Origin of the sequence: Streptomyces montanus (assembly GCF_005786655.1) — a bacterium.
In the GTDB taxonomy this organism is placed as follows: Bacteria; Actinomycetota; Actinomycetes; order Streptomycetales; family Streptomycetaceae; genus Streptomyces; species Streptomyces sporangiiformans.
The window spans coordinates 89,750-114,237 of the sequence record NZ_VBZC01000029.1; the positions used below are offsets into that span (position 1 = coordinate 89,750).

Sequence of the window (24,488 nt, forward strand, 5' to 3'; positions counted from 1 at the left end):
AGGTGCAGATCGGGCGGCTCGAAGTGACGGCGGCCGGCTCGCCGTCGGGCAGCGGGAGCCGGCGGCCCGCCGCCGCGGCACGCCCGGCGGCGAGTCTGAGCTTGGCGGAGTACCTGGAGCGGGGGCGCGAGTGAGGAACGTACGCCGGACCAGAGGAACGTACGACGGGTCAGAGGGACCAGAGGGACTGAGGAACTGACGTCATGAGCAACGCACTCGCCATCGCCCACGTCACCCAGGCCCTGGCCCTGCTGATCGAGGCCAATCTGCAGCCCGAGATCGACATGGCCGTCAAGGTCGAGCCGCGCAAGCCGCCGGCCGATCCGCCGACGGAACCCACCATCACCGTGTTCCTGTACCAGGTCACGCCCAACACCTCGCAGCGGAACAACGACGTGCCCACCCGCGCGTCCGACGGCACGCTGCTCAAGCGGCCCGCCGCGGCGCTGGACCTGCACTTCGTGATCAGCGCGTACGGCGAGGAGACGGAGCTGGTCGGCCAGCGGCTGATCGGCTCCGTGGTGCGCACTCTGCACGAGATACCCATCCTCCCGAAGGACATCATCGAACAGGCCGGGGAACGGGCCCACTTGACGGGCAGCGACCTGGCCGAGGCGGCACAGCGGGTGCGGTTCACGCCGATGGTGATGGACATCGACGAGACCTCGAAGCTGTGGGGGATGCTGCACCAGACCCCGTACACGCTGTCGGTGGTGTACCAGGCGGCTCTCGTCTTCATCGAGGGCCGCGAGGTGCCGGTCCCGGCGAAGCCGGTGGAGCGGCAGACGGTACGGGCGCTGCCGTTCGGGGCGCCCGGGGCGCCGGTGCCGCCGGTACTGCCGGGCGGGGCGGAGGCGTCGCGGGAGGGTGGCAGCGGCGCGTCCGCGCCTGCGCCTGCGGAGGCCGAGGCCTCCGCGGAGGCGCCGAGGCCCGGTAAGGCGGTTGCGAAGGCCGCCGGCAAGGCGCCCGTCAAGCCCGCGGCGAAGGCGCCCGAGAAGGCACCGGCCAAGACGGTCGCGAAGGCGCCCGCGAAAGCCGCCTCCAAGGCGCAGGCCAAGGCCCCCGCCAAGGCACCCGCCCGCGCCCGCAAGCAGGCGCGGCCCGGTACGACCGCGGGGGAGGGCAGGTCCTCGGATCCCTCCTCGGACTCCCCGTCGGGCTTTTCCGCGGGTTCATCCGCGGTGGGTGGTGCCGAGGGCGAGGAGAGCTGAGGCGGCGTGGGGACAACGGGGCAACGGGGCAATGGGGATGACGGGGACAACGGGGGCAGGTGAGGGCATGAGGACGCACGAGACGGGCACGGCGGACGCACCGGGCGACGGTCCGACGCTGACCGCGGAGATCCGGCGCGTCCTCGCCCGCGTCGACGCACACGCGGCGCGCGCGGCCGAGCCGGGCAAGGCAGCGGAATCCGACGACCGCCACGGCGGCCGCGACGGCGCCGTCGACCACGCACATGACCCGGCGGCCCCCGCGACCGCCCCCCTCGACGCGCTCGTCGCCTGCTTCGGCCTCACGTCCTTCGAGCGCGACCTCGTACTCCTCACCGCCGCCTACGAGTTGGACCCCACGACCGCCGCCCGTTGCGCCGCCGCCAGCGGTGACCCGGAGCGCGCGTACCCCACCTTCTCGCTGGCCCTGGCCGCCCTCGCCGAACCGCACTGGAGCTCCCTCACCCCGGTCGCACCGCTGCGGCGCTGGCGCATCGTCGAGCTGGACGACGTCTCGCGCCTGACGCTGTCCCGGCTGCGGCTCGACGAGCGGATCCTGCACTTCCTGCTCGGCTCGCCCTACCTGGACGCCCGTCTGCACGGCCAGCTGCGCCGCACCCCGGTGCCGGAGGAGCTGCCGCCGTCGTACGACCTCGCCGCGAGCCGTGTCACCGCCGGCTGGACGACCGCCGCGCGGCCGGACGCGCCGATGCTCGTCGAGGTGGTCGGCGGCGATCTGCGCAGCCGCGCCGACATCGCCGCCGCGGCGGCCGCGCGCTCCGGACTCGCCCTGTACTCGATGAGCGCCGAGGACATCCCCACCGACGCCGCCGAGCGCGACCGGCTCGCCCGGCTGTGGCAGCGCGAGGCGATCCTGCTGCCCGCCGCGCTGCTCGTCGAGGCCGGCGAACTCGACCGGGACCAGCACGCGGCCACCGACGCGTTCCTGGCCGGGGCGGCTGTTCCCGTCGTCGTCTCGAGCAGCGATCCGCGCCCGTCGGACCGGCCGCACGGCGAGCGGATCACCGTGCCGCGCCTGGACGACGAGGAGCAACTCGGCCTGTGGGCGGGTGCGTTCGAGGACGTCGTCGACATCGAGGAGCGGGAACTGCGGTCACTGGTCGCGCAGTTCCAGCTGCCGCCGCATGTCGTACGCTCCGCCGCTGCCGCCGTACGCCGTGATCTGCCCGGCGAGGACGAGCTCGGTGCCGCAGCGCTCGCCTGGCGGGCCGGGATGAACGAGGCCCGGATCGGCATGGACGAGCTGGGCCGGCGTATCGAGCCCGAGGCGGGCTGGGACGACCTCGTCCTGCACGAGCGGCAGACGAGCGTGCTGCGCGAGATCGTCGCGCATGTGCGGCAGCGGGCCACCGTGCACCAGGAGTGGGGGTTCGCGGCCACCCTGCGCCGTGGCCTCGGCGTCACCGCCCTGTTCGCGGGGGGCTCCGGGACGGGAAAGACCCTGGCCGCCGAGGTCATGGCCAAGGAACTCGGCCTCGATCTCTTCGTCATCGACCTCTCACAGGTCGTCAGTAAGTACATCGGCGAGACCGAGAAGAACCTCCGCAAGGTCTTCGACGCCGCCGAACGCGGCGGCGCCCTCCTCCTGTTCGACGAGGCCGACGCCCTCTTCGGCAAGCGCAGCGAGGTCAAGGACAGCCACGACCGGTACGCCAACCTCGAGGTCAGCTATCTGCTGATGCGGATGGAGGCCTACCGGGGCCTCGCCATCCTCACCACCAACATGAAGAAGGCCCTGGACACGGCCTTCATGCGCCGTATCCGCTTCGTCGTGGACTTCCCGTTCCCGGCTGAGCACGAGCGCGCCGAGATCTGGCGCCGGGTGCTGCCGCCGCAGGCCCCGGTCAAGGACATCGACCCGCGGCTGCTCGCCCAGCTGACCGTCGCGGGCGGCTCGATCCGCAACATCGCCCTGTCCGGCGCCTTCCTCGCCGCCGAGGAGGGTGACCGGCTGCAGATGCGGCACATGCTCGCGGCCGCCCGTACCGAATACCTCAAGCTGGAGCGCTCGCTGACACCGGGGGAGGTCCGCGGATGGGTGTGAACAGGGATCCGCGAACGGATGCCCGAACGGGTCCGCGAAGGGACGCGGGCAGGGAACCGAGTGCGATCCGGGTGAACATCGGCGAACTCGTCCTCGACGGCTTCCAGGTGGATCAGGACCGGGTCTCCGCGGAGTTCGAGCACGAACTGACCCGGCTGGTACGGGAACGCGGCGTGCCGCTGGCGGTGGACGGTGCGGTGACCATGGACGCGCTGTCCGGGCTGCCTCCGCTGCCCGCCGGGCTGTCCGCCCGTCGGCTCGGCCAGGAGCTGGCGCGCGCCGTGCACGCGGGGCTCTCCGGCCGCGGGGAGGTGACCCGGTGAGCGACAACTCCCAGACCCAGGACGCCCGTTCGGAGCAGGCCGCCGAACAGCGCCGCCGCAAGCGCAAGGAGCGCGCGGCCAAGGCCCGTACGCCCGAGCCCAAGGACATCGTCAGCGGCGCCGGGCAGCCGCTCGACGCCGGTGTGCGACGGGAGCTGGAGGAACAGCTCGGGCACGACCTCGGCCGCGTACGGCTGCACACCGGGCGGGACGCCGGGCAGCTGACGGAGATGCTCGGCGCGGACGCCGTAGCGGTCGGCCAGGACATCTTCTTCCGCGAGGGCGCGTACCGCCCGGGCACCGCGGACGGGCAGCGGCTGCTCGCGCACGAGCTGCTGCACACCGTCCAGAACCCGCACGGCCTCGGCACGTTGCGGGCCGGCCGCGACCTGGGCTCGGTCAGCCTTCCGCAGGAAGCGATCGAGCGCGAGGCGGAGTCGGCCGCCCGGGCGTCGGTGCTGGGCGCGCCGCGGGATTCCGTACGCGAGGAGCCCGCGGCGGACGTCGAGGAGGGACAGGCCAGCCCTGGCTGGCTGCGGTACGCCACGGTCGACGCGGACCGTCGCCGGATGGAGCAGCTCGACCCGGCAACGCTGGTGGACCGCCTCGCGAACGGGGTGGTGCGGTCGCTGCGCGGCGACCCGGAAGACCTCTCGGGCCGCGTACGTCTGCAACTGGCGCGGATGTCGCCGGAGGTGCAGGAGACCGTACTGGACCTGCTGGAGGTCCGGCTGCTGACGCCCGAGATCGACCGGCTGCTGCGGCTGGTCGAGGAGGTGGAGAAGGGACCGCTGCCGCTGGTGGCGGCCGCCACCCCCGAAGCGGTCCCCGACGAGGCCGAGGTCATCGAGCAGGAGCGCCGGCAGGAGGCCGCCGCCGCACGCGACAAGCGCGAGGGCGACGAGAAGGCGAGCGACGACCGCCGGAAGCGGGCGCAGCAGCGCAAGGACGCGGACCCGGCGGGCGACGGTGGCCCCGAGCGGGGCGGTCAGCAGGGCGGGCAGTCCCGGTCCGCGCCCGGGGGCGGGGGCTCGGGGAGGGCACCTGCGGCGGAGACGGACTCGGCGGCTTCCGGGCGGTCGGCCGGCCAGGACAAGGAAGCCGCCGGGGCACGGCAGCAGGAGCAGGCCGACGCGAAGGAGCAGGACAAGGAGGCCGCAGGACAGGCCGCGCGGAAGGACGAGGAGAGCGAGGCCGGCGGCGGGCAGGAAAACGACCCGGAGCAGTCCGAAGAGGGGGCCACCGCTGCGGAGAAGGAGCCGCAGGGCGGCGAGGGCGAGCGTGAGGACGGGGCCGGCAAGCAGGACGGCATCGACCCGGAGGCCCTGGACACGAGCGCTGCGGAGCCCGGCGAGAAGGACCGGAAGGGCGGCGACCGGGACGAAGGGCGCCGCGCCGGGGACCCCGAGAACGAAGAGGACGCCGACGACGAGCCGTTGGGGCTCGAAGAGGAGTCCGGGGAGCTGGACGAGGACGACGAGGCGAAGGACGAGGAGGACGCGGACGGGGACGACGACGGGGACGACGACCTGGCCGCGGAGGACGAAGAGGACGGCTCGGGCGCCGAAGGGGAGCTGCCCGACGGCGACCTGTCCGAAGGCGACCTGAACGGATCGACCTCGTCGTCCGCGCAGCGGAAGAACCAGCAGGACTCCGCCGCCGACAAGCAGGACGGCGCTCCCGGCGTGATCGATTCCCCGGCCGCCAAGGACCAGTCGGATGCGGCTGTACGGCAGGCGGGGGACGCATCCGGTGGCGGCGGATCCGGTGCCGAGGACACGTCCCCGGAGGAGGAGCGGGAGTCCGACGAGAGGCTGTCCCGGGACCTCCAGAGCGACAAGTCGATCGAGCAGGAGATCGGACCCGAGCCGGACGAGAAGGCGGACGACAAGGTCGCCGAGGAATCCGGCGACAAGGGCTCGGACCCGGCGGACCCCGACGACACCGAGCGCGAACAGGAACTCGCCGAGGAACGCAAGGAGGACGCCGAGGCCAAGCGGCGGGACGACGAGGCCCGTACGGCTTCTGACGGCACGAGTGGGACGGTGTCCGGGTCCGGCGGCGATCCGATCGGGCCGGGAAAGCTGTCGAAGGCAGACGAGGACGCACGCAAGCAGGCGAGCGGTTCGGCGTCGGAGTCCTCGGCTTCGGGCTCCGCGGCTTCGGGGGCGGAGTCGGGCGCGGCTTCGGCTGCCGGCGACGGGAAAAGCGCGGACGGCTCCGGGGCCAAGGACGCGAAGGCGTCCGGCGGCACCGGCGAAAAGTCCGGTACGGAAACGGGAGCCGGCGCCGGGTCGGGGTCGGGGGCCGGTTCCGGTTCCGGTACGGAAACCACCTCGGCCACCGGCAAGGACGAGGACAAGGCGGCGGGCGGCACGGCCTCGGCCGGGAGCGAGAAGCCCAAGGACGAGACGGCGGACACCGCGGCGAAGGACGCCACGGAGACGAAGGGCGCCGCTGACGACCAGGACTCCAACGGGGCACAGGCCGACGCCCAAACGAAGGATGCCGCCCAGGCGAAGGACGTCACCCAGGGGAAGGGGCCCGCGACCGCGCCGGGCCCCGACACCGGCCCGGAGAAGGTGTCCACGGCCGGCCCCTCGTCCGCGCCGAAGCTCTCTCCCGGCAAGGGGGCGGCCGCCCCGACGGCTGCCGTGGCGGAAGCCAAGGGCGGCGGCGCCAAGGCCGAGCAGCCCGCGCAGTCCGGACCCGCGCAGCCCGGACCGGCGAAGCCCTCCGCACGGCCGAAGCCCGGGGCCACGCCCAGGCAGCGACAGGCGGCCAGGCAGGCGGCCAAGAACGTCCGGCGCGGCGGAGGTGGCGCAGCTGGCGGCCGGGGCGGCGGCCGTACGGCTCCGGCACCCGCACGAGGCGGCCGTGGTGGCGGTGGCGGCGGTCGCGCCGCGTCCGGTCCGGCGAAGCCCAAGAAGGAAGCGCCGGTACCCGATGTCTCCCGGAGCACGCCCGAGGCGGGGCTGGCCACGGCGTCGAAGCTCAAGCCGTACCAGATGCTGGAGACCTTCAAGGGCGTCAACGGGGCCGTGGGCAACTCGGTCGGCAAGGAGCGCGCGGCCCTGCGCAAGGGCCCGCCGAAGGCGGAGCGCCCGACCGGCTCGCCCAGGACGGTGCCGGGAGGTCCCAAGCCGGCCGCCCCGGGGACGTACACCAACGCCAAGGTCGCCCGCACCGACGCGGCCAAGGGCAAGACGGAGGAGATCACCGGCGAGCAGCGGCCGGAAGGGCAGCCGCCCGGCGCGGATATGCCGGAACCGAGTTGGTGGGACATCCTCCTGACCCTCGGCGGCGAGGTGCTCAAGAGGGTCTTCCCGTTCGACGACCTGATCGACTCGATCCTGGATATGCCCACCTCGGACGACGGTCTCAAGGGCAACAAGGTCGGCGACGCCCCCGGGCTGCCGCTCCAGGACGACTCCGACCCGCAGCGTACGGACGAGCAGGGGCAGAAGCTCGACGAGCGGAAGGACGAGCTGCACCAGGCCGGCCGTGAGGACGCGGCCCGGCCGATGGGCGAGGACCAGATCTATCCGGACGTCCCCAAGGAGACCCTGACGGGCAAGGTTCCCGGGGGCGGCGGGAAGAAGGCCGGCGAAAAGGGCGGCGGCAGGGGCAAGGGGCCCGGCGGCGGAGTGCCGATCGAGTCCGCCTCCGCCGTGGCCGAGCACGATCGCGGCCCGCAGATCCAGGCGGCCTTCGCCGAGGGCCAGCAGAAGATGGGCCAGGAGCGCAAGTCCAAGGATCAGCGGGCGAAGGACGACAAGGAGAAGCACGACCGGGACCTGAAGCGCGAAACCGACGCCAGCAGCAAGAAGCAGGCGAACGAGCGCGAGAAGGGCCAGTCCGCGATCGCCGATTCCCGCGACAAGTGGCGCAAGGAGCAGGACGACAAGGTCGCGGAGATCGACGACAAGAAGGGCAAGAAGTACGACAAGATCCGCAAGGACATCTCCGACAAGGACGAGCAGACCAACAAGGACGTCGACAAGCGCACCGAAGACGACAACAAGAAGATCGACGACGAACAGGTCAACTCGGAGAGGGACGCAAAGAAGAAGCAGGACGACAAGAAGAAGGAGGCGGAGAACGGGGACGGCGGGTTCCTCGACCGGCTCGAGCAGTGGTGGAACAACCTCAAGGAGGACATCAAGCAGTTCTTCGAGAGGGCGCGCAAGGTCGTCACCGACCTCATCGACACGTTCAAGCGTGAGGTCTTCGAGCTCATCGACAAGGCGCGCAACTGGGTTGTGCAGCAGATCAACGACTTCGCCGACGCCCTGATCGCCTTCGGCGACGAAATGCTCGCCGACTACCCGGCGATGCGCGACAAGTTCCGCAACGCCATCAACACCGGCCGTGACTGGGCCGTACAGAAGGTCAACGAGGCCGCGGACGCGCTCAAGGTGGTCGCCGGAAAGCTCCTCGACGGGCTGTGCGGGGCCCTTCTCGCGGGGCTGGACGTGCTGGAGGGCGGGCTGCTGGCGGCCGTTGAGGTCGCGGAGACCGTCACCGTCAAGGCGGTGGAGTTCGGTCAGGCGGTGGTCCAGGGGCTCGGTGAATGGGCCGCCATCTTCAACGACATCGTCTCGGACCCCGGCGACTGGATCAGCAAGGCGGGCGCGGCGGCCGAGACGGGCGCCAGGGAATACCTCTTCGACGAGATCAAGGCCGCGGTCAAGGAGTGGTTCAACCAGAAGGTCCAGGAAATCATCGGGATTCCGATGGAGGACTTCCAGGCGCTGATCGAGGGCGGGGTCAGTGCCGAGGAGATGGGCAGGATGGCCTGGGAGGAGGCGCTGCCCCAACTCCCCGTCATCATCGGCGTGATGGTCGTCGAAAAGGTCGTCGCCAAGCTGATCCCCGGTGCCGGATGGGTCATGGCGATCATCGACGCACTGAAGACGGCGTGGGGGGCGCTGAGCGAAATCCTCGCCGCCTTCGGCCTCTTCATGGATTTCCTGAAGTCCGTCAAGAGTGGCAATGGAGCGCTGCCCTTCGCGAAGGCGGTGGCGGCGGGCGTCGTCGCCCTGCTGGAACTTATCTACGAGTTCCTGATCGAAGGCGTCAGCCGGTTCATGGGCAACGTCACCCGCCGGCTCGGCGACATGCTCCAGAACCTCCGCGGCAAGAAAAGGACCCCGGACGCACCTGACGCTCCCGGCGGGCCAGGGTCCCCCGGCGGACCGGGTGCTCCCGGCCGGCCCAACAACAGTCCGGGCCGTCCCGGCCAGGCCAACCGCCCCGAGCCGGCCAACAGGCCGGGGCAGCCCCAGCGGCCCGGTCAGCCGCAGAAGCCCAACCAGACCGAGAAGCCGGGCCAGACTCCCGACAAGCCTGGCCAACGCCCGGCCCCGAAGAAGCCCTCACCCGACAAGACGTCCCGTCCTGACGAGGGCCCGCGCGCTGGGAAGCGCCCCGCCCCCGAAAAGAAGCCTCGCCCGACGCACCAGCCCAAACCAAAGGCGAAGAAGAAGCCCGACGAACACGAACGCCGCGAGGACGGCCGCGAACTCAACGCGGCCAACCGCCGCCTGCGCGACGCCAAGCGCAAGCAACGCCGCGACGACGACAAGCCCACCCCGGGCAAGCCCCGCCGCGGCCCGGCCCGCGACACCCTGCGCAAGAAGCGCCGCCCCGACACGGACCGCCCGGACAAGCGCCGCCCCGACGGCCGCCCGGCCAAGAAGCGCGACCGTGACAAGGACCAGACCAAGGACAGGGACAAGGACCTCCTCCGCAAGAAGAAGAACCAGGACGACAAGGGCCACAACAAGGACCGCGACCGGGACAAGGACGGCAAGAAGAAGCTCCCCACGAAGAAGCGCACCCGCCGCAAGCCCGAGTCCCGCACCCGCCGCAAACTCCGCCGCGCCCGCCAGACCATCAAGTCGGCCTTGAACAGGGCCCGCCGCGCCGGCCGCCGCCTCTTCGGCAAGGGCCGCAAACTGGGCCGCAAGCTCAACAACCGCACGCGCCGCGTGAGGGACCAGTGGAGGCGGCAGCGGGACCGGATGCGCCGCAATGAGCAGCGTAAGCGGAACAGGCAGCGCGACCGCAGGCGTGAACCTGAGGGCCAGAAGGACTACGAGCTGCCGAAGGTGCCTTTCCGGACCAAGGCCGGTGAAAGGCATACGTTGCTCTTCAACGGCCGCGGCAAGAGCGCTGATCTGGCCGTGCGCAGCCACCTTGAGCCGCTTCAGACCTACTTCAGAACGTGGCAAGAAGACAATGAAAAGCTTCAGAAAAACGATCCAGAACTGTCCACCGCGCAGGAGCGGGCCCGGAAGGAGGCCGAGGAGCAAGGCGAAATTGTAAACAGCGCGCAGGATCGAATGCCAGACAAGGAAGTCTCAAGCCGGAACGGCAATCGTTACGGAACACCAATCTTCCGGGGAGCAGGGGATTCGGCATTCGAGCAGCAGATGCAAGCACTGCAGTTCAATATGGAGAAACTCGCTGACCTGCTTGCGCAACGCATATCTGAACAAGACGCACCGCCGATGCCTCCGACAATCCTGCCCCCCTTCTCTGATGGCCCAGTGGCGAAGAGCTTCAAAGCTTCGTACATCAAAGAATCGACGCCAAACGGAACGGAGGCCGGGGAGCGGCCGGATGCGTGGCCCTTGGGCTGGGACACAGTCGTCCAGGGAAATCATGGAAAGCACGCGGCGTGGGTGCGCATGCACATGCTGACGGCCCAGTTGGGTGGCCACACCACCACATCCAACCTGGTGCCGGCAACCCGTGACGACAACAACGACGCCAGGGAGGGAGCAGAGCATCCTGCAGCACTTTCGGTGGGAAAGAGTGTAGGGAAGAAGAAAGGAGCGAAACCCGGAGACTCGAACTACAACAAGATGGTGTGGTACGACGTGGATATCACAATGCGCAGTGCATATCCCGGTTTCCCGAGCTCCGTGAAAATGTATTGGGGAGGATATCATCATCGAAATGGCCCCTGGGAGCGAGAGAGCGTATCCCCGCGAGCCGGAAGCTGGACAACTGGACAATTCGACCCACCCCCGTGGGCCACGCCCGGGGCTAATGGTCCACTCACAGCAAACGTAAACCGAGACGACGCCCACGCCATCCGGGCCGTCACCAAACTCAACGCGCGCGACGCTAAACGGATTGTTGCCATGAGGAGCCGCGAAGTTGGTGGGAGGTTTTCAGGAATGGAACGCCTAAAAGAAGCATTGCTGGAGGGCAACCTGTCCCCGGCGGCAGTACGGTCGCGTCAAGCGATAATCGTGAAGCTGCAAGCCGCCGCCAGCCGTTTGTCCTTCTGAGAGAGTAGAGAAAAATGACAGATCTCACAGCATATGAACAGAGCTGGCTCAATGTCGTCGATGGGTTGAGGGGCAGCCCGGGTATCACCGTCATGAGAGATCTGAAAGGTGACATCGATCCGACTGCTGGTGATGTAGCTGAAGCATTTGAGGAACTCGCAGACTGGGAGAACATCACGCTCGACCCATCACTCCAGGAGAATCATTTTCGATTCTCCGAACTTGGTAGCCAATGGAAAACCGTTGAACCGTATGCGTTCGTGGCGGGAGAGTTCCGTCTGACTCCCATTGCGCACGTCATTCACGAGGATCCGCCCAGTTTCGCATCATCACTGTACTCGGATGATGAGCGGCGTTTGGGGTCGGAGCTCCGCATCATCGACGAAGCTCCGTATACCGGAGCTGGTACCTTTGCTGCGCTCAGGCTTCAATCAGGCGTTGAAAATCCTGAAATTTGGTTTACAGACCATCGGCAAGGTCTTTGGAAAATGAACCTCGATTACAGCGGGTACTTCGAAACGTTGCAACTCACCAAGGGTGCCTACGATTGGCAGCACCTCTTCACTGAGGCTCCGCTGGCTTCCCGGGAATTCGAGATCACCGTCGGTCGCCTGAAGAACATGCTCGACGCGCTCCCGAGGATTTTCCCTGATCACGACTATGGGTCGCTCCGGCAACGGCTCGTGGAACGCATCGGGTAGACGAGAGGAAGTCCTGTCCGCCCACTTGTATCCAAAGCGCTAGGAAAGCTGAAGAATTCATGACCCGCTACGCCAACATCCCCAAACCCATCCGCTCCGGCATAGTCATCGTCGACCCCGAGCGCGGCACCCCGCAGCGCATCATCGTGCTGCAGTTCAATCCGGACACGCTGGAGCGTTCCGTCGCGCCGCAAGCCGCCGGAGGCGATGGCGGGGGCGGAGGGGGGAGCGGAGGGGACAGAAACGAGGCGCTGCGGCTCAAGGGGCCCGCTCAGGAGACCTGGAAGTTCACCGCCGAGATTGATGCCACCGACCAGTTCGAGATACCGGCGCCGGACGGGATACATCCCCAACTGGCCGTTCTCGAGATGCTTGTGCAGCCCACGTCGTCGCAGCTCCGGGAAGCGAGCCGGCTGTCCGAGAAGGGGACCATCGAGATCAGCCCGATCGAGATGCCGCTGACCCTCTTCACGTGGGGCAGCAAGCGCGTCATGCCCGTGCGTCTGACGGAGCTGTCCATCAACGAGTCCGCCTTCGACGTCAACCTCAACCCCATCCGGGCCTCGCTCAGCATCGGACTCAAGGTGCTCACCGTCAGCGACCTGCCGCTCGGCCACCGCGGCGCCGAGCTCTACTACGCGCACCTCGCGCAGAAGGAACGCCTCGCCGGCGCGGCCCGCGCCGCAGGACTCGGCTCGCTGGGGCTCGCCTCCGGCGACATCGGCACGGGAAGGGGCTGATCAGACGTCATGGCCGACATCGAACCGTACGAGAACGCACTGGACGCGATACCGGGTGCGCACCCCTACCCCCGGTCCAGCCGCTACCACGACGCCGAGATCGGGATCCACAAGCAACCCGACGGGACCGAAGTCCGGTACACCAAGCGCCGGTTGCTTCCCCCGCTCCAGGAAGAGGACGAAACGCAGACGCACACCGTCAGCGCGGGTGAGCGCCCGGACCTCCTCGCCCAGCGCTACATCGGCGACCCCGCCCAGTGGTGGCAGATCGCCGATGCCAACCCGGTCCTCGATCCCCGGGGGCTGACCGACGAAGCGGGCAAGGAGATCGACATTCCGCTGGCCGGCGGCTTCCCGCGGGGAGACCGGCGTGGCTGAGGTGCCCGTGGGGCAGGGCCCCCTCCACATCACCCTTCACATGGGGCCGCAGCTCGCCCGGCCCGTCCCCGCCGAAGTGACCGAAGCGCTGCTGTCCGCCCAGATCACCGCGACGGCAGGCGAACGCAGCGGATTTCAGCTGGCCTTCGATCTCACGAAGAACGGGCTGATCAGCCGCAGCCTCCTCCCCGAAGGGTTCTTCGACCCGAAGACCCGGATCATCGTCACCGTCAGCGTCAAGGGCACGCCCGAAGTGCTCTTCGACGGCCTCATCGTGCGCCAGGAGGTCGGAGCCAGCAATCAGCCGGGACACTCCACCCTGACCGTCACCGGTGAGGATCTGACGCTCCTCATGGATCTGGAGGAGCGCACGGACCGGTATCCGAATCTGCCGCCCTCCGAGCGCGTACTGGCCATCCTGCGCCGCTACTCCGACTACGGCATCCGCCCCGACGTGTACGCGGAGAAGATCACCCAGCCCCCGCACCAGGACCTGAGGGTGCACTACCAGACCGGCACCGACCTGCAGTACGTCAACGAGCTCGCGCGCGCCAACGGCTACACCTTCTATCTGGAGCCCGGCCCCAACCCCGGCCAGTCCTCCGCCCGTTGGGGCCCGGAGGTCCGCCTCGGCATCCGCCAGCACGCCCTCAACGTCAACATGGACGCCAACTCCACCGTCGACCAGCTGACGTTCGCGTACGACGGGACGGCGAGGGAAGAGCCGCAGGCCCGCTGGCAGGACCCCGGGACCCGGCAGTCCACGCTCCTCCCGCAACCGCCGATCAGCCCACTGCGCCCGCCCCTCGGCAAGCGGCCCACGCCCGCTCTCAAGCGCAGGACCCTGTCCGGCACCGCCAAGCAGCAGCGCGAGCAGGCCGAGGCCGAACTCCTCGCCCGCGCCGCCGTCTCCGCCGACGTGATCTCGGGCTCCGGCTCGCTCGACGTCAACCGGCACGGCTACATCCTGCAGCCCCGCCAGCTCGTCGGCGTGCGCGGTTCCGGACGCGCGTACGACGGCGACTACTACGTCAAGTCCGTCACGCACAACCTGCGGCCGGGCTCCTTCCAGCAGAACTTCACGCTGAGCAGAGAAGGCCTCGAGGCGCGCAGCGCGTACGTACGGCCCTAGGCCCAGCGCCTCGGACTCACCACGCAACACCCACAGACCAGGAGCAGTTCAGCATGGCGGCACCCAGCAATCGCTACCTCGGCAAGTTCCGCGGCCGAGTCGTGGACAACGACGATCCGCTGCACATCGGCCGCATCACCGTCGAGGTCCCGGACGTCCTGGGCGACGAGCCGTCGACCTGGGCGCTGCCCTGCCTGCCGTTCACCGGGCCGCAGGCGGGTCAGTTCGTGGTGCCGGCACCCGGGACCGGCGTGTGGGTCGAGTTCGAGCAGGGCGACCCCAGTTTCCCGGTGTGGACGGGGTGTTGGTACGGGGAGCAGGCCGAGCTGCCGCCCGATGCCCGCCGTCTCGTGCAGCCCGCGTCGCAGGCCAAGCCCGTCGTGGTGCAGACACCCGAGGCGCACAAGATCGTGATGAGTGATCCGCCCGGCGCCGACCAGGGGATTCTGCTGCAGGCCCAGGGCGGCGCGTACATCCGCATCACCAAGGAAGCCATCGTCATCTCCAACGGCCTCGGCGCGGAGGTCGTTCTGCGCGGAAACCAAGTGGACGTGAACGAGGGCCAGTTGACCGTCGCGTCGAAGCGATAGAAACCGGGGGAAGGAAGAACGTGTCCGGGATATCCGGGAATCTGCTCGGCGCGGCTGCCATGATCAGCTGCCCGCACGGCGGCCGTGCCGCCACCACCACATCGGCCGGCACCGCGCTCGTCGGCGGCATGCCCGTCGCGACGGCCGCGCACCGTTATGTCGTCACCGGCTGCCCGCACACCGTCGACGGTGTGCCCGTGCCATGCGTCTCCGTCCGCTGGACCGCGGACGGCACCGGCATCACGGTCGACGGCGCGCCCGTGCTGCTCGACACCTCCTCGGCCCAGTGCTTCACGGCGGCCTCCGTGCCGCAGGGGCCGCCCGTCGTCCGGACCGCGCAGCGAAAGGTGACCGTCCGATGAGCCCACGCACCCACGGGCGCACCCGCCCTCGCACCGACATCGCGTTCCCGTTCCGGGCCGACCGCCGTGGCCGCACCGCACACGCCGACCGCGACGAACACGTCCGCGACCTGATCGAGCAACTGCTGTTCACCAGCCCCGGAGAGCGCGTGATGCGCCCCGACTTCGGCTGCGGACTGCTCGACCTGGTGTTCGCGCCCAACAGCCCCGAACTCACCAGCACCCTCGAACTGACCGTGCACGCCTCCCTGCAGCGCTGGCTCGGCGACCTCATCGAAGTGGAGGCCCTGGACGTGGTCAGCGAGGACAACGCCGTCCGCGTGCATCTCTCGTACGCCGTGCGCTCCACGGGAACGCGCCGCGACGACGTCTTCGAGGGGAGGGCCGCCGCATGACGGGTACGACGACAACGACGACACCCCGGCGTGCCAAGGTCAGGGCCGCTCAGCTCAACGGAGTCGACGCCGTCGAGGTGAGCGACGACGGGCTCGTGCTCACCGTCACCTTCCTCGGCAAGGCCCCGCACGGCCTGAGCCCCGAGAACGTACGCATCGACGGCGGCCGCCGCGTCACCGGCCTGGCGGCCGTCGACGTGAGCGTCGAGCGCGAGGAGGACCCCGAGCTCGACGACCGGCTGTACGTCACCCTCGACAAGGCCGGTGACAGCTCCCGCTACCGGCTCTCCGTCGTGGAGACCGACCCCTACGGCCGCCCCGGCACGGAGCCTTTCCGCGGCTTCGACCAGCGGTACCACAGCGCGTCCTTCTCCTTCCGGCCCGACTGCCCGACGCCCTTCGACTGCAAGGACGATCAGCGGCAGACGCCGGAGTTCCCCGACGCGCCCGTCATCGACTACACCGCCCGCGACTACGACACCATCCGCAAGCTGCTCCTCGACCGGCTCGCGCTCACCACCCCCGACTGGGTCGAACGCAACCCCGCCGACCTGGGCACGACCCTCGTCGAGCTGCTGGCGTACACCGGCGACCAACTCAGCTACCAGCAGGACGCGGTCGCCACCGAGGCGTACCTCGACACCGCGCGCCGCAGGGTCTCCGTACGCCGCCACGTCCGGCTCATCGACTACGCGATGCACGACGGCTGCAACGCACGCGCGTACGTCACCGTGGAGACCGCCGGCGAGCACACGCTGCTCCCGGGAACGTACCGCTTCGCCTCCGTCGACGTACGCACCCTCGACCCGCACGACCGCCCGGAGCCGGGCACGGTCATCGACGACGGAGACCTCGCCGAACTCGACGAGCGCGGATCCGTGGAGGTCTTCGAACCGGTCGTGTCCGCCGACCCGCTGGAGCTGCGGGCCGCCCACAACGCCATCCGCCTGTGGACCTGGGGCGGCGAGGTGTGCACCCTGCCCAAGGGGGCCACCGCCGCGACCCTGCGCGACGAGTGGCGCGACGCGGAGACCTGCGAGGAGCGCCGGGTCGACCTGAAACCCGGCGACCTCCTCGTCTTCGAGGAGGTGAAGGGACCGCGCACCGGGACCCCGGGCGACGCCGACCCCGCCCACCGGCAGGTCGTGCGCCTGACCTCCGTCACCCCCGGAATCGACCGGATCGAGGACCAGCCGGTCCTCGACGTCACCTGGGCCGCCGAGGACGCGCTGCGCTTCCCCCTCTGCCTCACCACCCGCGGCGGACGCGACTGCGAACCCGTCGAGGACGTGACCGTGGCGCGCGGCAACGTCGTTCTCGTCGACCACGGCCGCTCGCTGAACTGGTGCGGCGACGGACTGCCGGAGACGGTGACCGTGCCGCCCGTGCCCGCCGTCGTCAGCCCCTGCGATCCTCCGTCCTTCGGCTGCTGGGACCGGCACGAGGGCAACGCGCCCGCTCGCCTCATCAGCTCCCTCACGGACCGGACGGAGCGCGGCGGCGCGCTCACCGCGGACGACATCCGCGAGCTGTTCGAGGTCTTCGGTGAGGAAGCGACCGTACGGGCCGGACTCGGCCTGGAACTTGCCGGGCAGCGCCAGGATCGCGTGGTGCCCGGCACGGCGTACGCCCAGGCCGCGGCCCTCAGGACGCTGCTCGCCCAGTCCGTCTACCCGGGCATCGCGCCCCGTTTCCGTCCGGTCCTCGGCCGCTCGCCCGTGGCGCAGGCCGTGCCGTTCCCGCGGCAGCGGACCGTCGCCGCCGGCCAGGCCGAGCGGATCGGCGCCATCCCGGAACGCGTGAAGCAGCGCCTGGTCGAGCTGTGGCGCAGCGCACGCGACCGCGACGGGCTCAGTGAGGAGGAGATCGCCGAACTCACCGTCATCTACGGTCTGAAGGTCCTGGAGCGGCTCGAACTGCACCGCCACCCGGTCCGCGCCCTGCGCGAACTCCTGCACCGCGGCGACACGTTGCTCGACGCCAAGCTGCGCCGCGCCGAGGTGCTCACGGCACGGGCCCGCGCGGGCACGGTCCTCGACGGTCACATCGCGTGGGAGATCGCGCAGAGCTGGGGACCGGTGTACGCGGCCGGACTGCACCCCGACGAGCACGTGCTCCGCGGTCCCGCCTCGGCGGCCCTGCGGCACGACCCGCGGCAGGCACTGCCCGCCGTACGGGTCCACGACGGCGACGTGACCTGGGAGCCGCGCCGCGACCTGCTCGAAAGCGCCTCCCGCGACCGGCACTTCGTCGGCGAACTCGAGGACGACGGACGCCTCGCGCTGCGGTTCGGCGACGGCCGGCACGGCGCGCGGCCGACGCCCGGCGCCCGCCTCGAACTGCGCTACCGGCTCGGCGGCGGCACCGCGGGCAACGTCGGCGCGGAGGCCATCAACCATCTGGTCCTCTGCGGCGACGGCGAACAGCCGCCGGTCGCCGGCGTACGCAACCCGCTGCCCGCCGTGGGCGGCATCGGTCCCGAGCCGATCGAGCAGGTACGCCAGCTGGCCCCGCTCGACCTGCGCCGCACCCGACTGCGCGCCGTCACCGCCGACGACTACGCGGCCCTCGCCCGCGCCCTGCCCGGAGTGCAGCGGGCCGCCGCCGAGATCCGCTGGACCGGCAGCGTCCAGGAGGCCCACATCGCGATCGACGCGCACGGCACCGGCGCCCCCTCCGACGCCCTGCTCGACGCGGTGGCGCAGTCCCTGGAGGCGTACCGGCGCATCGGCCACGATCTGGTCGTCGGGCCCGCCCGCCCGGTGCCGCTCGACATCGCGCTGGAGGTGTGCGCGAAGCCGGGGCACCAGCACGGGCAGATCCTCGCCGAGCTGTACCGCGTGCTCGGCAGCGGCCGCCTCCCGGGCGGACGGCTCGGCTTCTTCCACCCGGACGCGCTGACCTTCGGTGAACCGGTCGGGCTCAGCCGCCTGGTCGCCGCCGCGGCGGCGGTGCCGGGGGTCGAGAGCGTCCATGTCACCCGCCTGCGAAGGCTGTTCCACGAGGACCGAGGAGAGAGGGAGGACGGCGTGCTGCGGCTCGGCCCGCTGGAGATCGCCACCTGCGACAACGACCCCGACCGGCCGGAGAACGGCCTGCTGGCGATATCCCTCGGAGGTGCCCGATGACCGACAGCGACGAGTGCACCTGCGGCGGCGCGTGCGGCGGCGGCCACGACGAGCGCCTCGCCCCCGCCCCGCTCCACAACCCGCCCGGCCGCACCGCCCTGGACTACCGCGTCGGCGAGTACGGCTCCTTTCTGGCCGCCCTGCTCGACCGGCTCGCCTCACCCGCGTACCCGGCCCTGAACCGGCTGACCGTCCGCACCCCCGACGACCCGGCGATCGGCCTGCTCGACGCCACCGCCGTCCTGGGCGACCTGCTCACCTTCCACTCCGAGCGGATCGCCGACGAGGCCTACGTCCGCACGGCCAACGAGCACCGCTCCCTGGTGCTGCTCGGCCGGCTCGTCGGCCACCGGCCCCGGCCCGGCGTCGCCGCCTCCACCCACCTCGCGTACACACTCGAACGCGATCGCCGCGCCGAGACCCTGCCCGTGGTGATCCCGCGCGGGGCTCGCAGCCACAGCGTCCCCGCGTCCGCCGACGAGGAGTCGCAGACCTTCGAGACCAGCCGGGACCTCACGGCCCGCTGGGACTGGAACGAGCTCAAGGTCCGGCGCCGGCGCCCCTCGCTCGTCACCCCGGACGACCTGGAGCGCCGCTCCGAGCTGTTCGTCGAGGGCACCGCCCACTCCCTGCGAACCGGCGACCAGTTGCTCTTCGTCTTCGGCGAGCGGGCGGGCGCCGAGCGCAAGCTGCTGCCCGTGGCGAACGCACGGATCGACCGGGACGACGAGATCACCGCGATCTCTCTGCCCAAGTCGGCCCCGCCCACGTTCAAGGAGCTCGTCGACGAGGTGCGCCGGTGGACCGCCGCGCCCGAGGCCCCGGGCGAGCCCGGCGACGAGCCGCCCACGCCCGAGGTCCCCAACCCGCGCCCGGTCAGCCGCCTGATCGAGGACTTCGAGGACCAGGTACTCGAACCCCTGCGCACCGACCTGGACAAGGTCAGGACGCCCGAGCGCCTGGCGGCCCGTCTCGCCGAGCCGATCGCGCGACTTGGGGAGGCACAGGTCCTCGCGACTCCGTACGAGGACGTGGCCGCGTGGTTCGAGCAGCTGGAGGCCGTACTGGCCGGACTGGCCGGGCGCGCACTGGAGTCGGCGCCCTCGCAGCCCCTGCCGCCGACGGACGAGCCGGCGGACGAGCCGGCGGACGAGCCGGCGGACGAACGGGCGGACGAACGGGCAGACGACCCGAGCCCGGCAACCAGGAAGAGCACCCTCGACCAACGCGAAGCCGCCCTCCAGGCCCTGACCTCCGTCCTGCCCGCACTCCGCGGCAGGGCCCCCGCGCCACCCGCGGGCGCACAGTCCAGGCAGCCCGGCGCGGACGCGGCCCAGCTGCTCTCGACCCTGAGCCCCGGCCTGAGCGGCCTCTACCCGGCCTGGCGGACGGCCGCCGCCCCCGGCACCCCGCAGCTGTTGCGGGAACTCCTCGCGATGCGCGTGACCGCGGCCCCCTTCGGCAGCACGGCCCCGCTCAAGCCGGTCCAGGACGACAAGGGCCGCGTCATCCGCACCGCGGACTGGCCCCTCACCGGCGCTGCCCTGGTCAGCATACGCATCGTGTACGACACGGCGGGCAAGGTTCCGGTGCGGGCAGAGTTCCAGTATGTCGAGGGCAGCAGGACCGTCCAGCGCGGCGAGAACCTGCCGGTCCAGCAGCCGGTCAACTTGGACCTCGGTCCCGGGAAGGTGGACCTGTCCACCCGATCCGGTCAGGACCGCGAACTGAGCTGGCTCAACCGCCGCCCCACCGACTCCCAGGAGCCCGGCGTCACGGCCCGCCTCCACTCGGGCCTGCCCGAACGCACCTTCTTCGTGTCGCGTCCGGACGACGACGGCCTGATCCACGTCGGCGTGCACAACGGCGACTCCCAGCAGGTCACCCTCCGGCCGGGCGTCCCGGAGCGGTTCACGCACGGCGAGTACGAGGTGAGCCTCAAGCACACCGTGGGCAGCGGGGCACCGCCCAACGTGGAGATCGTCCTCGCCTCGAAGCCGGAACCCGCCAACCGCCGCGTGCTGCAGCTGGACACCGTGCACGACGGCATCACGGTCGGCAGCTGGGTCGCGATCCAGCGGCCCACCAAGGGAACCGAGGACGGCATCCCGGGCGACGCGAAGCTCGCGTTCGTCACCACGAAGGTGGTGGCCGCGCGCACGGCCGCGTACACCAACTACGGAATCACCGGCCGCGGCACCGAACTCGTCCTGGCCGACCCGTGGCTGGACGAGTTCGACGTCCTGCTCTCGCACATCCGCGACACCACCGTGCACGCCGCGGGCGGGCCACTACGCCTCGCGGACGAGCCGCTCGGCGACGACGTGCACGGCAACGAGATCGAACTCGCCGAGCTGTACGACGGCTTGCAGCCCGGCCGTACGCTGATCGTCGGCGGCGAGCGCAGCGACATCCCCGGCACGGCGGGCGTCGAGGCCACGGAAGTCGTCACCATCGCCGCCGCCGAGCCCGTGGTCGACCCCCAACTGCCCGGCGACCACGTCCACACGAAGCTGACGCTGACCACGGACCTCGCGTACCGCTACCGCCGTGCCACCGTGAAGATCCTCGGCAACGTGGTGGAGGCGACGCACGGCGAGGGCCGGGACGAGCCGATCGGCAGCGGCGATTCCGACCGTACGAACCAGACGTTCGCGCTCTGGCAGTCGCCGCTCACCTGGCTCGCCGACGACAACCCCCTCGGCGCCACGCCCGCTCTGGAGGTCAGGGTCGACGGAGTGCTCTGGCACGAGGTCGACAGCCTCGCCGGGCGCGGCCCGCGCGAGCGCGTCTACATCACCGGCAGCACCGCCGACGGCCGCACCACCGTGACCTTCGGCGACGGCATCCACGGCGCGCGCCTGTCCAGCGGACACGAGAACGTACGCGCCCGCTACCGCTTCGGCACCGGCAAGGCGGCCAACGTCGCCGCGGGGCGCATCACCCAGGCCATCACCCGGCCCCTCGGCGTCTCCGCGGTCACCAACCCGCGCCCTGCCACGGGCGGCGCCGACGCCGACGGACCCGCGCTGACGCGGCGTACGGTCCCGCTGGCCGTCTCCGCCCTGGACCGCCTCGTGTCGGAGGCCGACTACGAGGACTTCGCCCGCTCCCGCGCCGGCATCGGCCGGGCCGCCGCGCGCGAACTCTTCGACGGCCGGCGCCGCGTGCTGCATGTGACGGTCGCGGGCACGGACGACGTGCCGATCGGGGAGGACGGCGAGAACTCGGCCCTGCTGCGCTCCCTGCGCGGCGCGCTCACCGAGTACGGCGACCCGAGCCTCCCGGTCCGCGTGGACGCACGCGAACTCGTCGCGCTGCTGGTGGCCGCGAAGGTGAAGGTGGCGCCCGACCACACCTGGGAGGTCGTCGAACCCCGGCTGCGCCAGGCCCTGCTGCGCCGACTCGGCTTCGAGGGCCGCGAGTTGGGACAGCCGGCCCGCCTCTCCGAGATCCTTGCCACGGCGCACCAGGTGCCCGGCGTCGACTACCTGGACGTCGACGTCTTCACCGGCATACCCGCCTCCGCGACCGCCGCGGAACTCACGAAACTGCTCGCCAACCCCGGCGAACCGAAGGCATCGGTCCCGGCGCGCCCGGCGACGTACGACGAGAAGATCCACACCGTCCGCGCGAAGGACGGCGAAACGCTGTCGGAGATCTGCGCCAGGTACGGCATGCCGCTCGCCGAACTGCTGCGGCTGAACCCCGACATCACCGACACCCGGCGCCTGGAGAGCGGCCGGTCGGTGTTCGTGTTCCGCGGTATCCGCCCGGCGCAGCTCGCGCTGCTGTCGCCGAAGGCCGCGGACACCCTGATTCTGACGGAGGTCAAGTGATGACCGCGATGTCGGCGGACGTCCATTTGAAGAAGGAGGGCGTGTGATGTCCAGGGAACCGGACGGACTCGCCGAGCTGCTCCCGCAGTGGCACCGGCTGCGCGACGCGCAGGAGGGGGAGGCGCTGCGCGCCCTGCTCGCGGTCATGGCAGAGCAGGTCGACCGCGTACGCAGTGGGGTCGAGCAGGGCTATGAGGACCTGTTCGTCGAGACGGCGGCCCCCTGGGTGCTGCCGTACCTCGGCGACCTCGTGGGCTACCGCACGCTGCCGGGCTACGAACGCGTCCTCACCACCGGTCTGCGCGACGGGAGTTCGGCCGAGCTCGCGGAAGCCGTCGCACCACGCCGCGACGTCGCCGCCACCGTCGCCAACCGCCGCCGCAAGGGCACACTCCACCTCCTCGAAGAACTCTCCGAGCAGGTGGCCGACTGGCCCGCACGGGCCGTCGAACTGTCCCGCCACGTCGCACACCAGCAGCCGGTGAAGCTGTACGGCGACGGGGGCGCTCACCGGGCGGGACGCGGCCGTCTCGCCGACCTCCGGGACGGTTCCGCGCTCGACCTGGCGGGCGGACCCTTCGGGGCTCTGGCCCGCACGGCCGACGTGCGCAGGGCCGACTCCCGCTACCGGCAAGGGGGCTTGACCCCCGCCGGTGTCGGTCTCTTCGTATGGCGGCTGAAGGCGTACTCGCTGACGTCCGCACCGGCGTACTGCATCGACCGTGCCCGCAACCTCTACACCTTCTCGATCCTCGGCAACGACACCCCGCTGGTCACCAAGCCGGTCCCGGAGCCGTCGGCCACGCACATCGCCACGGTCGACAACGTCCCCGCGTTCATAGGGCGCCGCCGGCTTCATGACCGCCTCGCCGACTACTACGGCCCCGGCAAGAGCTTCGTGATCCGGCGCGACGGCGAGGACCGCCCCGTACCGCTCTCCGACATCGTCGTCGCCGACCTCTCGGACTGGCGCTACCGGCCCAGGCGCGGGCAGGTCGCGGTCGATCCGGAGCTCGGGCGGATCGCGTTCGGTTCGCGGTCCGCGCCCCGCCAGGGCGTGTGGGTCGACTACCACTACGCGTTCGGCGCGGACATGGGCGGCGGCGAGTACGAACGGGACCGCGAGCCGCGGCCGGACGCCGCCGTCTACCCGGTCGGCCCCGGCGAGACGTACCGGCAGATCATGGACGCCTTCCGGGCCTGGCAGCACGACCGCCGGGCCGGCCGCTGCGGGCCCGAGGGCATCATCGAGATCACCCACAGCGGTGCCTACCAGGAGCAGCTGGACTTCGACCTCGACCCGGGCGACCGTCTCGAACTGCGCGCGGCCGAGGGGGCCCGGCCGGTGATCCGGTTGCTCGACTGGTACAGCAACCGCCCCGACGCCCTCAACGTCCGTGCCGTGACGGAGGACCGCGCCCCCGGCGACCGGCCGCGCATCGTCCTCGACGGACTGCTGGTCGCCGGGCGCGGCATCAATGTCACCGGCCCGATGGGTGCCGTCGTGGTGCGCCACTCCACGCTCGTGCCCGGCTGGTCCCTGGAGCCCGAGTGCGACCCGCACTCGCCGGAGGAGCCGAGTATCGTCCTGGAGCGCACCACCGCGTGCCTCCAGATCGAGCACAGCATCCTCGGCACGATCGAGGTCATCGGCGACGAGGTCTCCGAGGAGCCCCTGGACATCCACCTGCGCGACAGCGTCCTGGACGCCACCGGCAGTGACCGCGAGGCCCTCTCCGCGCCCGACTGCCGGCACGCGCACGCCGTCCTGCACCTGCACCGCACGACCGTGATCGGCGAGGTGCACACGCACGCGGTGCGGATCGCCGAGAACTCGGTCTTCACCGGCAAGCTGCACGTGGCCCGGCGCGGCATCGGCTGCCTGCGTTTCAGTTACGTCCCCGCCGGGTCCCGTACGCCGCGCCGGTACCGCTGCCAGCCGGATCTGGCCGGCCCCGCGCAGGCCTCCCGGGTACGTCCGCTGTTCACGTCCGAGCGCTACGGGACGCCCTGGTACGGGCAGTTGGCGGACCGCTGCGCCGAGGAGATCCGGCGCGGCGCGGAGGACGGGGCCGAGCCGGGCGCCTTCCACGACCTCTACCGGCCGCAGCGCGAGGACAGTCTGCGGGCGCGGCTGGCCGAGTACACGCCCGCGGGCACGGATGCGGGGATCTTCTTCGTGACCTGAGCCTTCGTGACCTGAATCCTCGTGACCTGAGCCCTCATGAGCTGAGTCCTCGTGACCTGAGCCTCGTACTGGCCTGTGTGACGGGCGCCGACAACGACTTTGTGAACCTGCACTTCTCCGAACCAGGGGGAC

The 24,488-nt window shown here is 70.8% G+C and carries 14 protein-coding genes; all 14 read left to right on the top strand.

Annotation, left to right across the window (positions count from 1 at the left end; all coding sequences use genetic code 11):
• The first annotated feature begins 203 nt into the window (after positions 1 to 203).
• Positions 204 to 1,211: a Pvc16 family protein gene (locus FE633_RS25500; protein WP_138047523.1), complete on the top strand. Its 1,008-nt coding sequence runs from the start codon at positions 204 to 206 to the stop codon at positions 1,209 to 1,211.
• 67 nt (positions 1,212 to 1,278) lie between these two features.
• Entirely contained in the window at positions 1,279 to 3,276 is a 1,998-nt protein-coding gene (locus tag FE633_RS25505) for an ATP-binding protein (protein ID WP_138047524.1), read from the top strand.
• A gap of 71 nt (positions 3,277 to 3,347) precedes the next feature.
• Positions 3,348 to 3,599 carry a hypothetical protein gene (locus FE633_RS25510; protein WP_246113829.1) on the top strand — a complete coding sequence of 84 codons (252 nt, stop codon included), beginning with the start codon at positions 3,348 to 3,350 and terminating at the stop codon, positions 3,597 to 3,599.
• Entirely contained in the window at positions 3,596 to 10,903 is a 7,308-nt protein-coding gene (locus FE633_RS25515; RefSeq protein WP_138047526.1) for an eCIS core domain-containing protein, read from the top strand. The genes FE633_RS25510 and FE633_RS25515 overlap by 4 nt, the downstream gene beginning before the upstream one ends.
• Positions 10,904 to 10,917: 14 nt before the next feature.
• Entirely contained in the window at positions 10,918 to 11,604 is a 687-nt protein-coding gene (locus FE633_RS25520) for a hypothetical protein (protein ID WP_138047527.1), read from the top strand.
• A 59-nt stretch (positions 11,605 to 11,663) separates the two neighbouring features.
• The gene (locus FE633_RS25525) at positions 11,664 to 12,344 is read left to right on the top strand and encodes a hypothetical protein (protein WP_138047528.1); all 681 of its coding nucleotides are present in this window, start codon (positions 11,664 to 11,666) and stop codon (positions 12,342 to 12,344) included.
• Between the two features lie 9 nt (positions 12,345 to 12,353).
• Positions 12,354 to 12,722 carry a LysM peptidoglycan-binding domain-containing protein gene (locus FE633_RS25530; protein ID WP_138047529.1) on the top strand — a complete coding sequence of 123 codons (369 nt, stop codon included), beginning with the start codon at positions 12,354 to 12,356 and terminating at the stop codon, positions 12,720 to 12,722.
• Positions 12,715 to 13,854, top strand: a complete 1,140-nt coding sequence (locus FE633_RS25535; protein ID WP_138047530.1) for a hypothetical protein — start codon at positions 12,715 to 12,717, stop codon at positions 13,852 to 13,854. Before FE633_RS25530 ends, FE633_RS25535 begins: the two co-directional genes overlap by 8 nt.
• Positions 13,855 to 13,907: 53 nt before the next feature.
• On the top strand, positions 13,908 to 14,444 hold the full coding sequence (locus tag FE633_RS25540) for a phage baseplate assembly protein V (RefSeq protein WP_138047531.1): 537 nt from the start codon (positions 13,908 to 13,910) through the stop codon (positions 14,442 to 14,444).
• 29 nt (positions 14,445 to 14,473) lie between these two features.
• Positions 14,474 to 14,806, top strand: coding sequence for a hypothetical protein (locus tag FE633_RS25545; RefSeq protein WP_138047551.1), 333 nt, complete (start codon positions 14,474 to 14,476; stop codon positions 14,804 to 14,806).
• Complete coding sequence (locus FE633_RS25550; protein ID WP_138047532.1) at positions 14,803 to 15,201, top strand: GPW/gp25 family protein; 399 nt, start codon at positions 14,803 to 14,805, stop codon at positions 15,199 to 15,201. Before FE633_RS25545 ends, FE633_RS25550 begins: the two co-directional genes overlap by 4 nt.
• On the top strand, positions 15,198 to 18,329 hold the full coding sequence (locus FE633_RS25555; RefSeq protein ID WP_138047533.1) for a putative baseplate assembly protein: 3,132 nt from the start codon (positions 15,198 to 15,200) through the stop codon (positions 18,327 to 18,329). Before FE633_RS25550 ends, FE633_RS25555 begins: the two co-directional genes overlap by 4 nt.
• On the top strand, positions 18,326 to 22,168 hold the full coding sequence (locus FE633_RS25560; protein WP_138047534.1) for a putative baseplate assembly protein: 3,843 nt from the start codon (positions 18,326 to 18,328) through the stop codon (positions 22,166 to 22,168). The genes FE633_RS25555 and FE633_RS25560 overlap by 4 nt, the downstream gene beginning before the upstream one ends.
• Positions 22,169 to 22,214: 46 nt before the next feature.
• Entirely contained in the window at positions 22,215 to 24,356 is a 2,142-nt protein-coding gene (locus FE633_RS25565) for a hypothetical protein (RefSeq protein WP_138047535.1), read from the top strand.
• Positions 24,357 to 24,488: the final 132 nt, after the last annotated feature.

Excerpts from the sequence above, each read along its gene's own strand:
- FE633_RS25550 (WP_138047532.1), top strand. The coding sequence starts at position 14,803 with ATGAGCCCACGCACCCACGGGCGCACCCGCCCTCGCACCGACATCGCG.
- FE633_RS25505 (WP_138047524.1), top strand. The coding sequence starts at position 1,279 with ATGAGGACGCACGAGACGGGCACGGCGGACGCACCGGGCGACGGTCCG.
- FE633_RS25565 (WP_138047535.1), top strand. The coding sequence starts at position 22,215 with ATGTCCAGGGAACCGGACGGACTCGCCGAGCTGCTCCCGCAGTGGCAC.
- FE633_RS25520 (WP_138047527.1), top strand. The coding sequence starts at position 10,918 with ATGACAGATCTCACAGCATATGAACAGAGCTGGCTCAATGTCGTCGAT.
- FE633_RS25500 (WP_138047523.1), top strand. The coding sequence starts at position 204 with ATGAGCAACGCACTCGCCATCGCCCACGTCACCCAGGCCCTGGCCCTG.
- FE633_RS25560 (WP_138047534.1), top strand. The coding sequence starts at position 18,326 with ATGACCGACAGCGACGAGTGCACCTGCGGCGGCGCGTGCGGCGGCGGC.
- FE633_RS25530 (WP_138047529.1), top strand. The coding sequence starts at position 12,354 with ATGGCCGACATCGAACCGTACGAGAACGCACTGGACGCGATACCGGGT.
- FE633_RS25555 (WP_138047533.1), top strand. The coding sequence starts at position 15,198 with ATGACGGGTACGACGACAACGACGACACCCCGGCGTGCCAAGGTCAGG.
- FE633_RS25525 (WP_138047528.1), top strand. The coding sequence starts at position 11,664 with ATGACCCGCTACGCCAACATCCCCAAACCCATCCGCTCCGGCATAGTC.
- FE633_RS25540 (WP_138047531.1), top strand. The coding sequence starts at position 13,908 with ATGGCGGCACCCAGCAATCGCTACCTCGGCAAGTTCCGCGGCCGAGTC.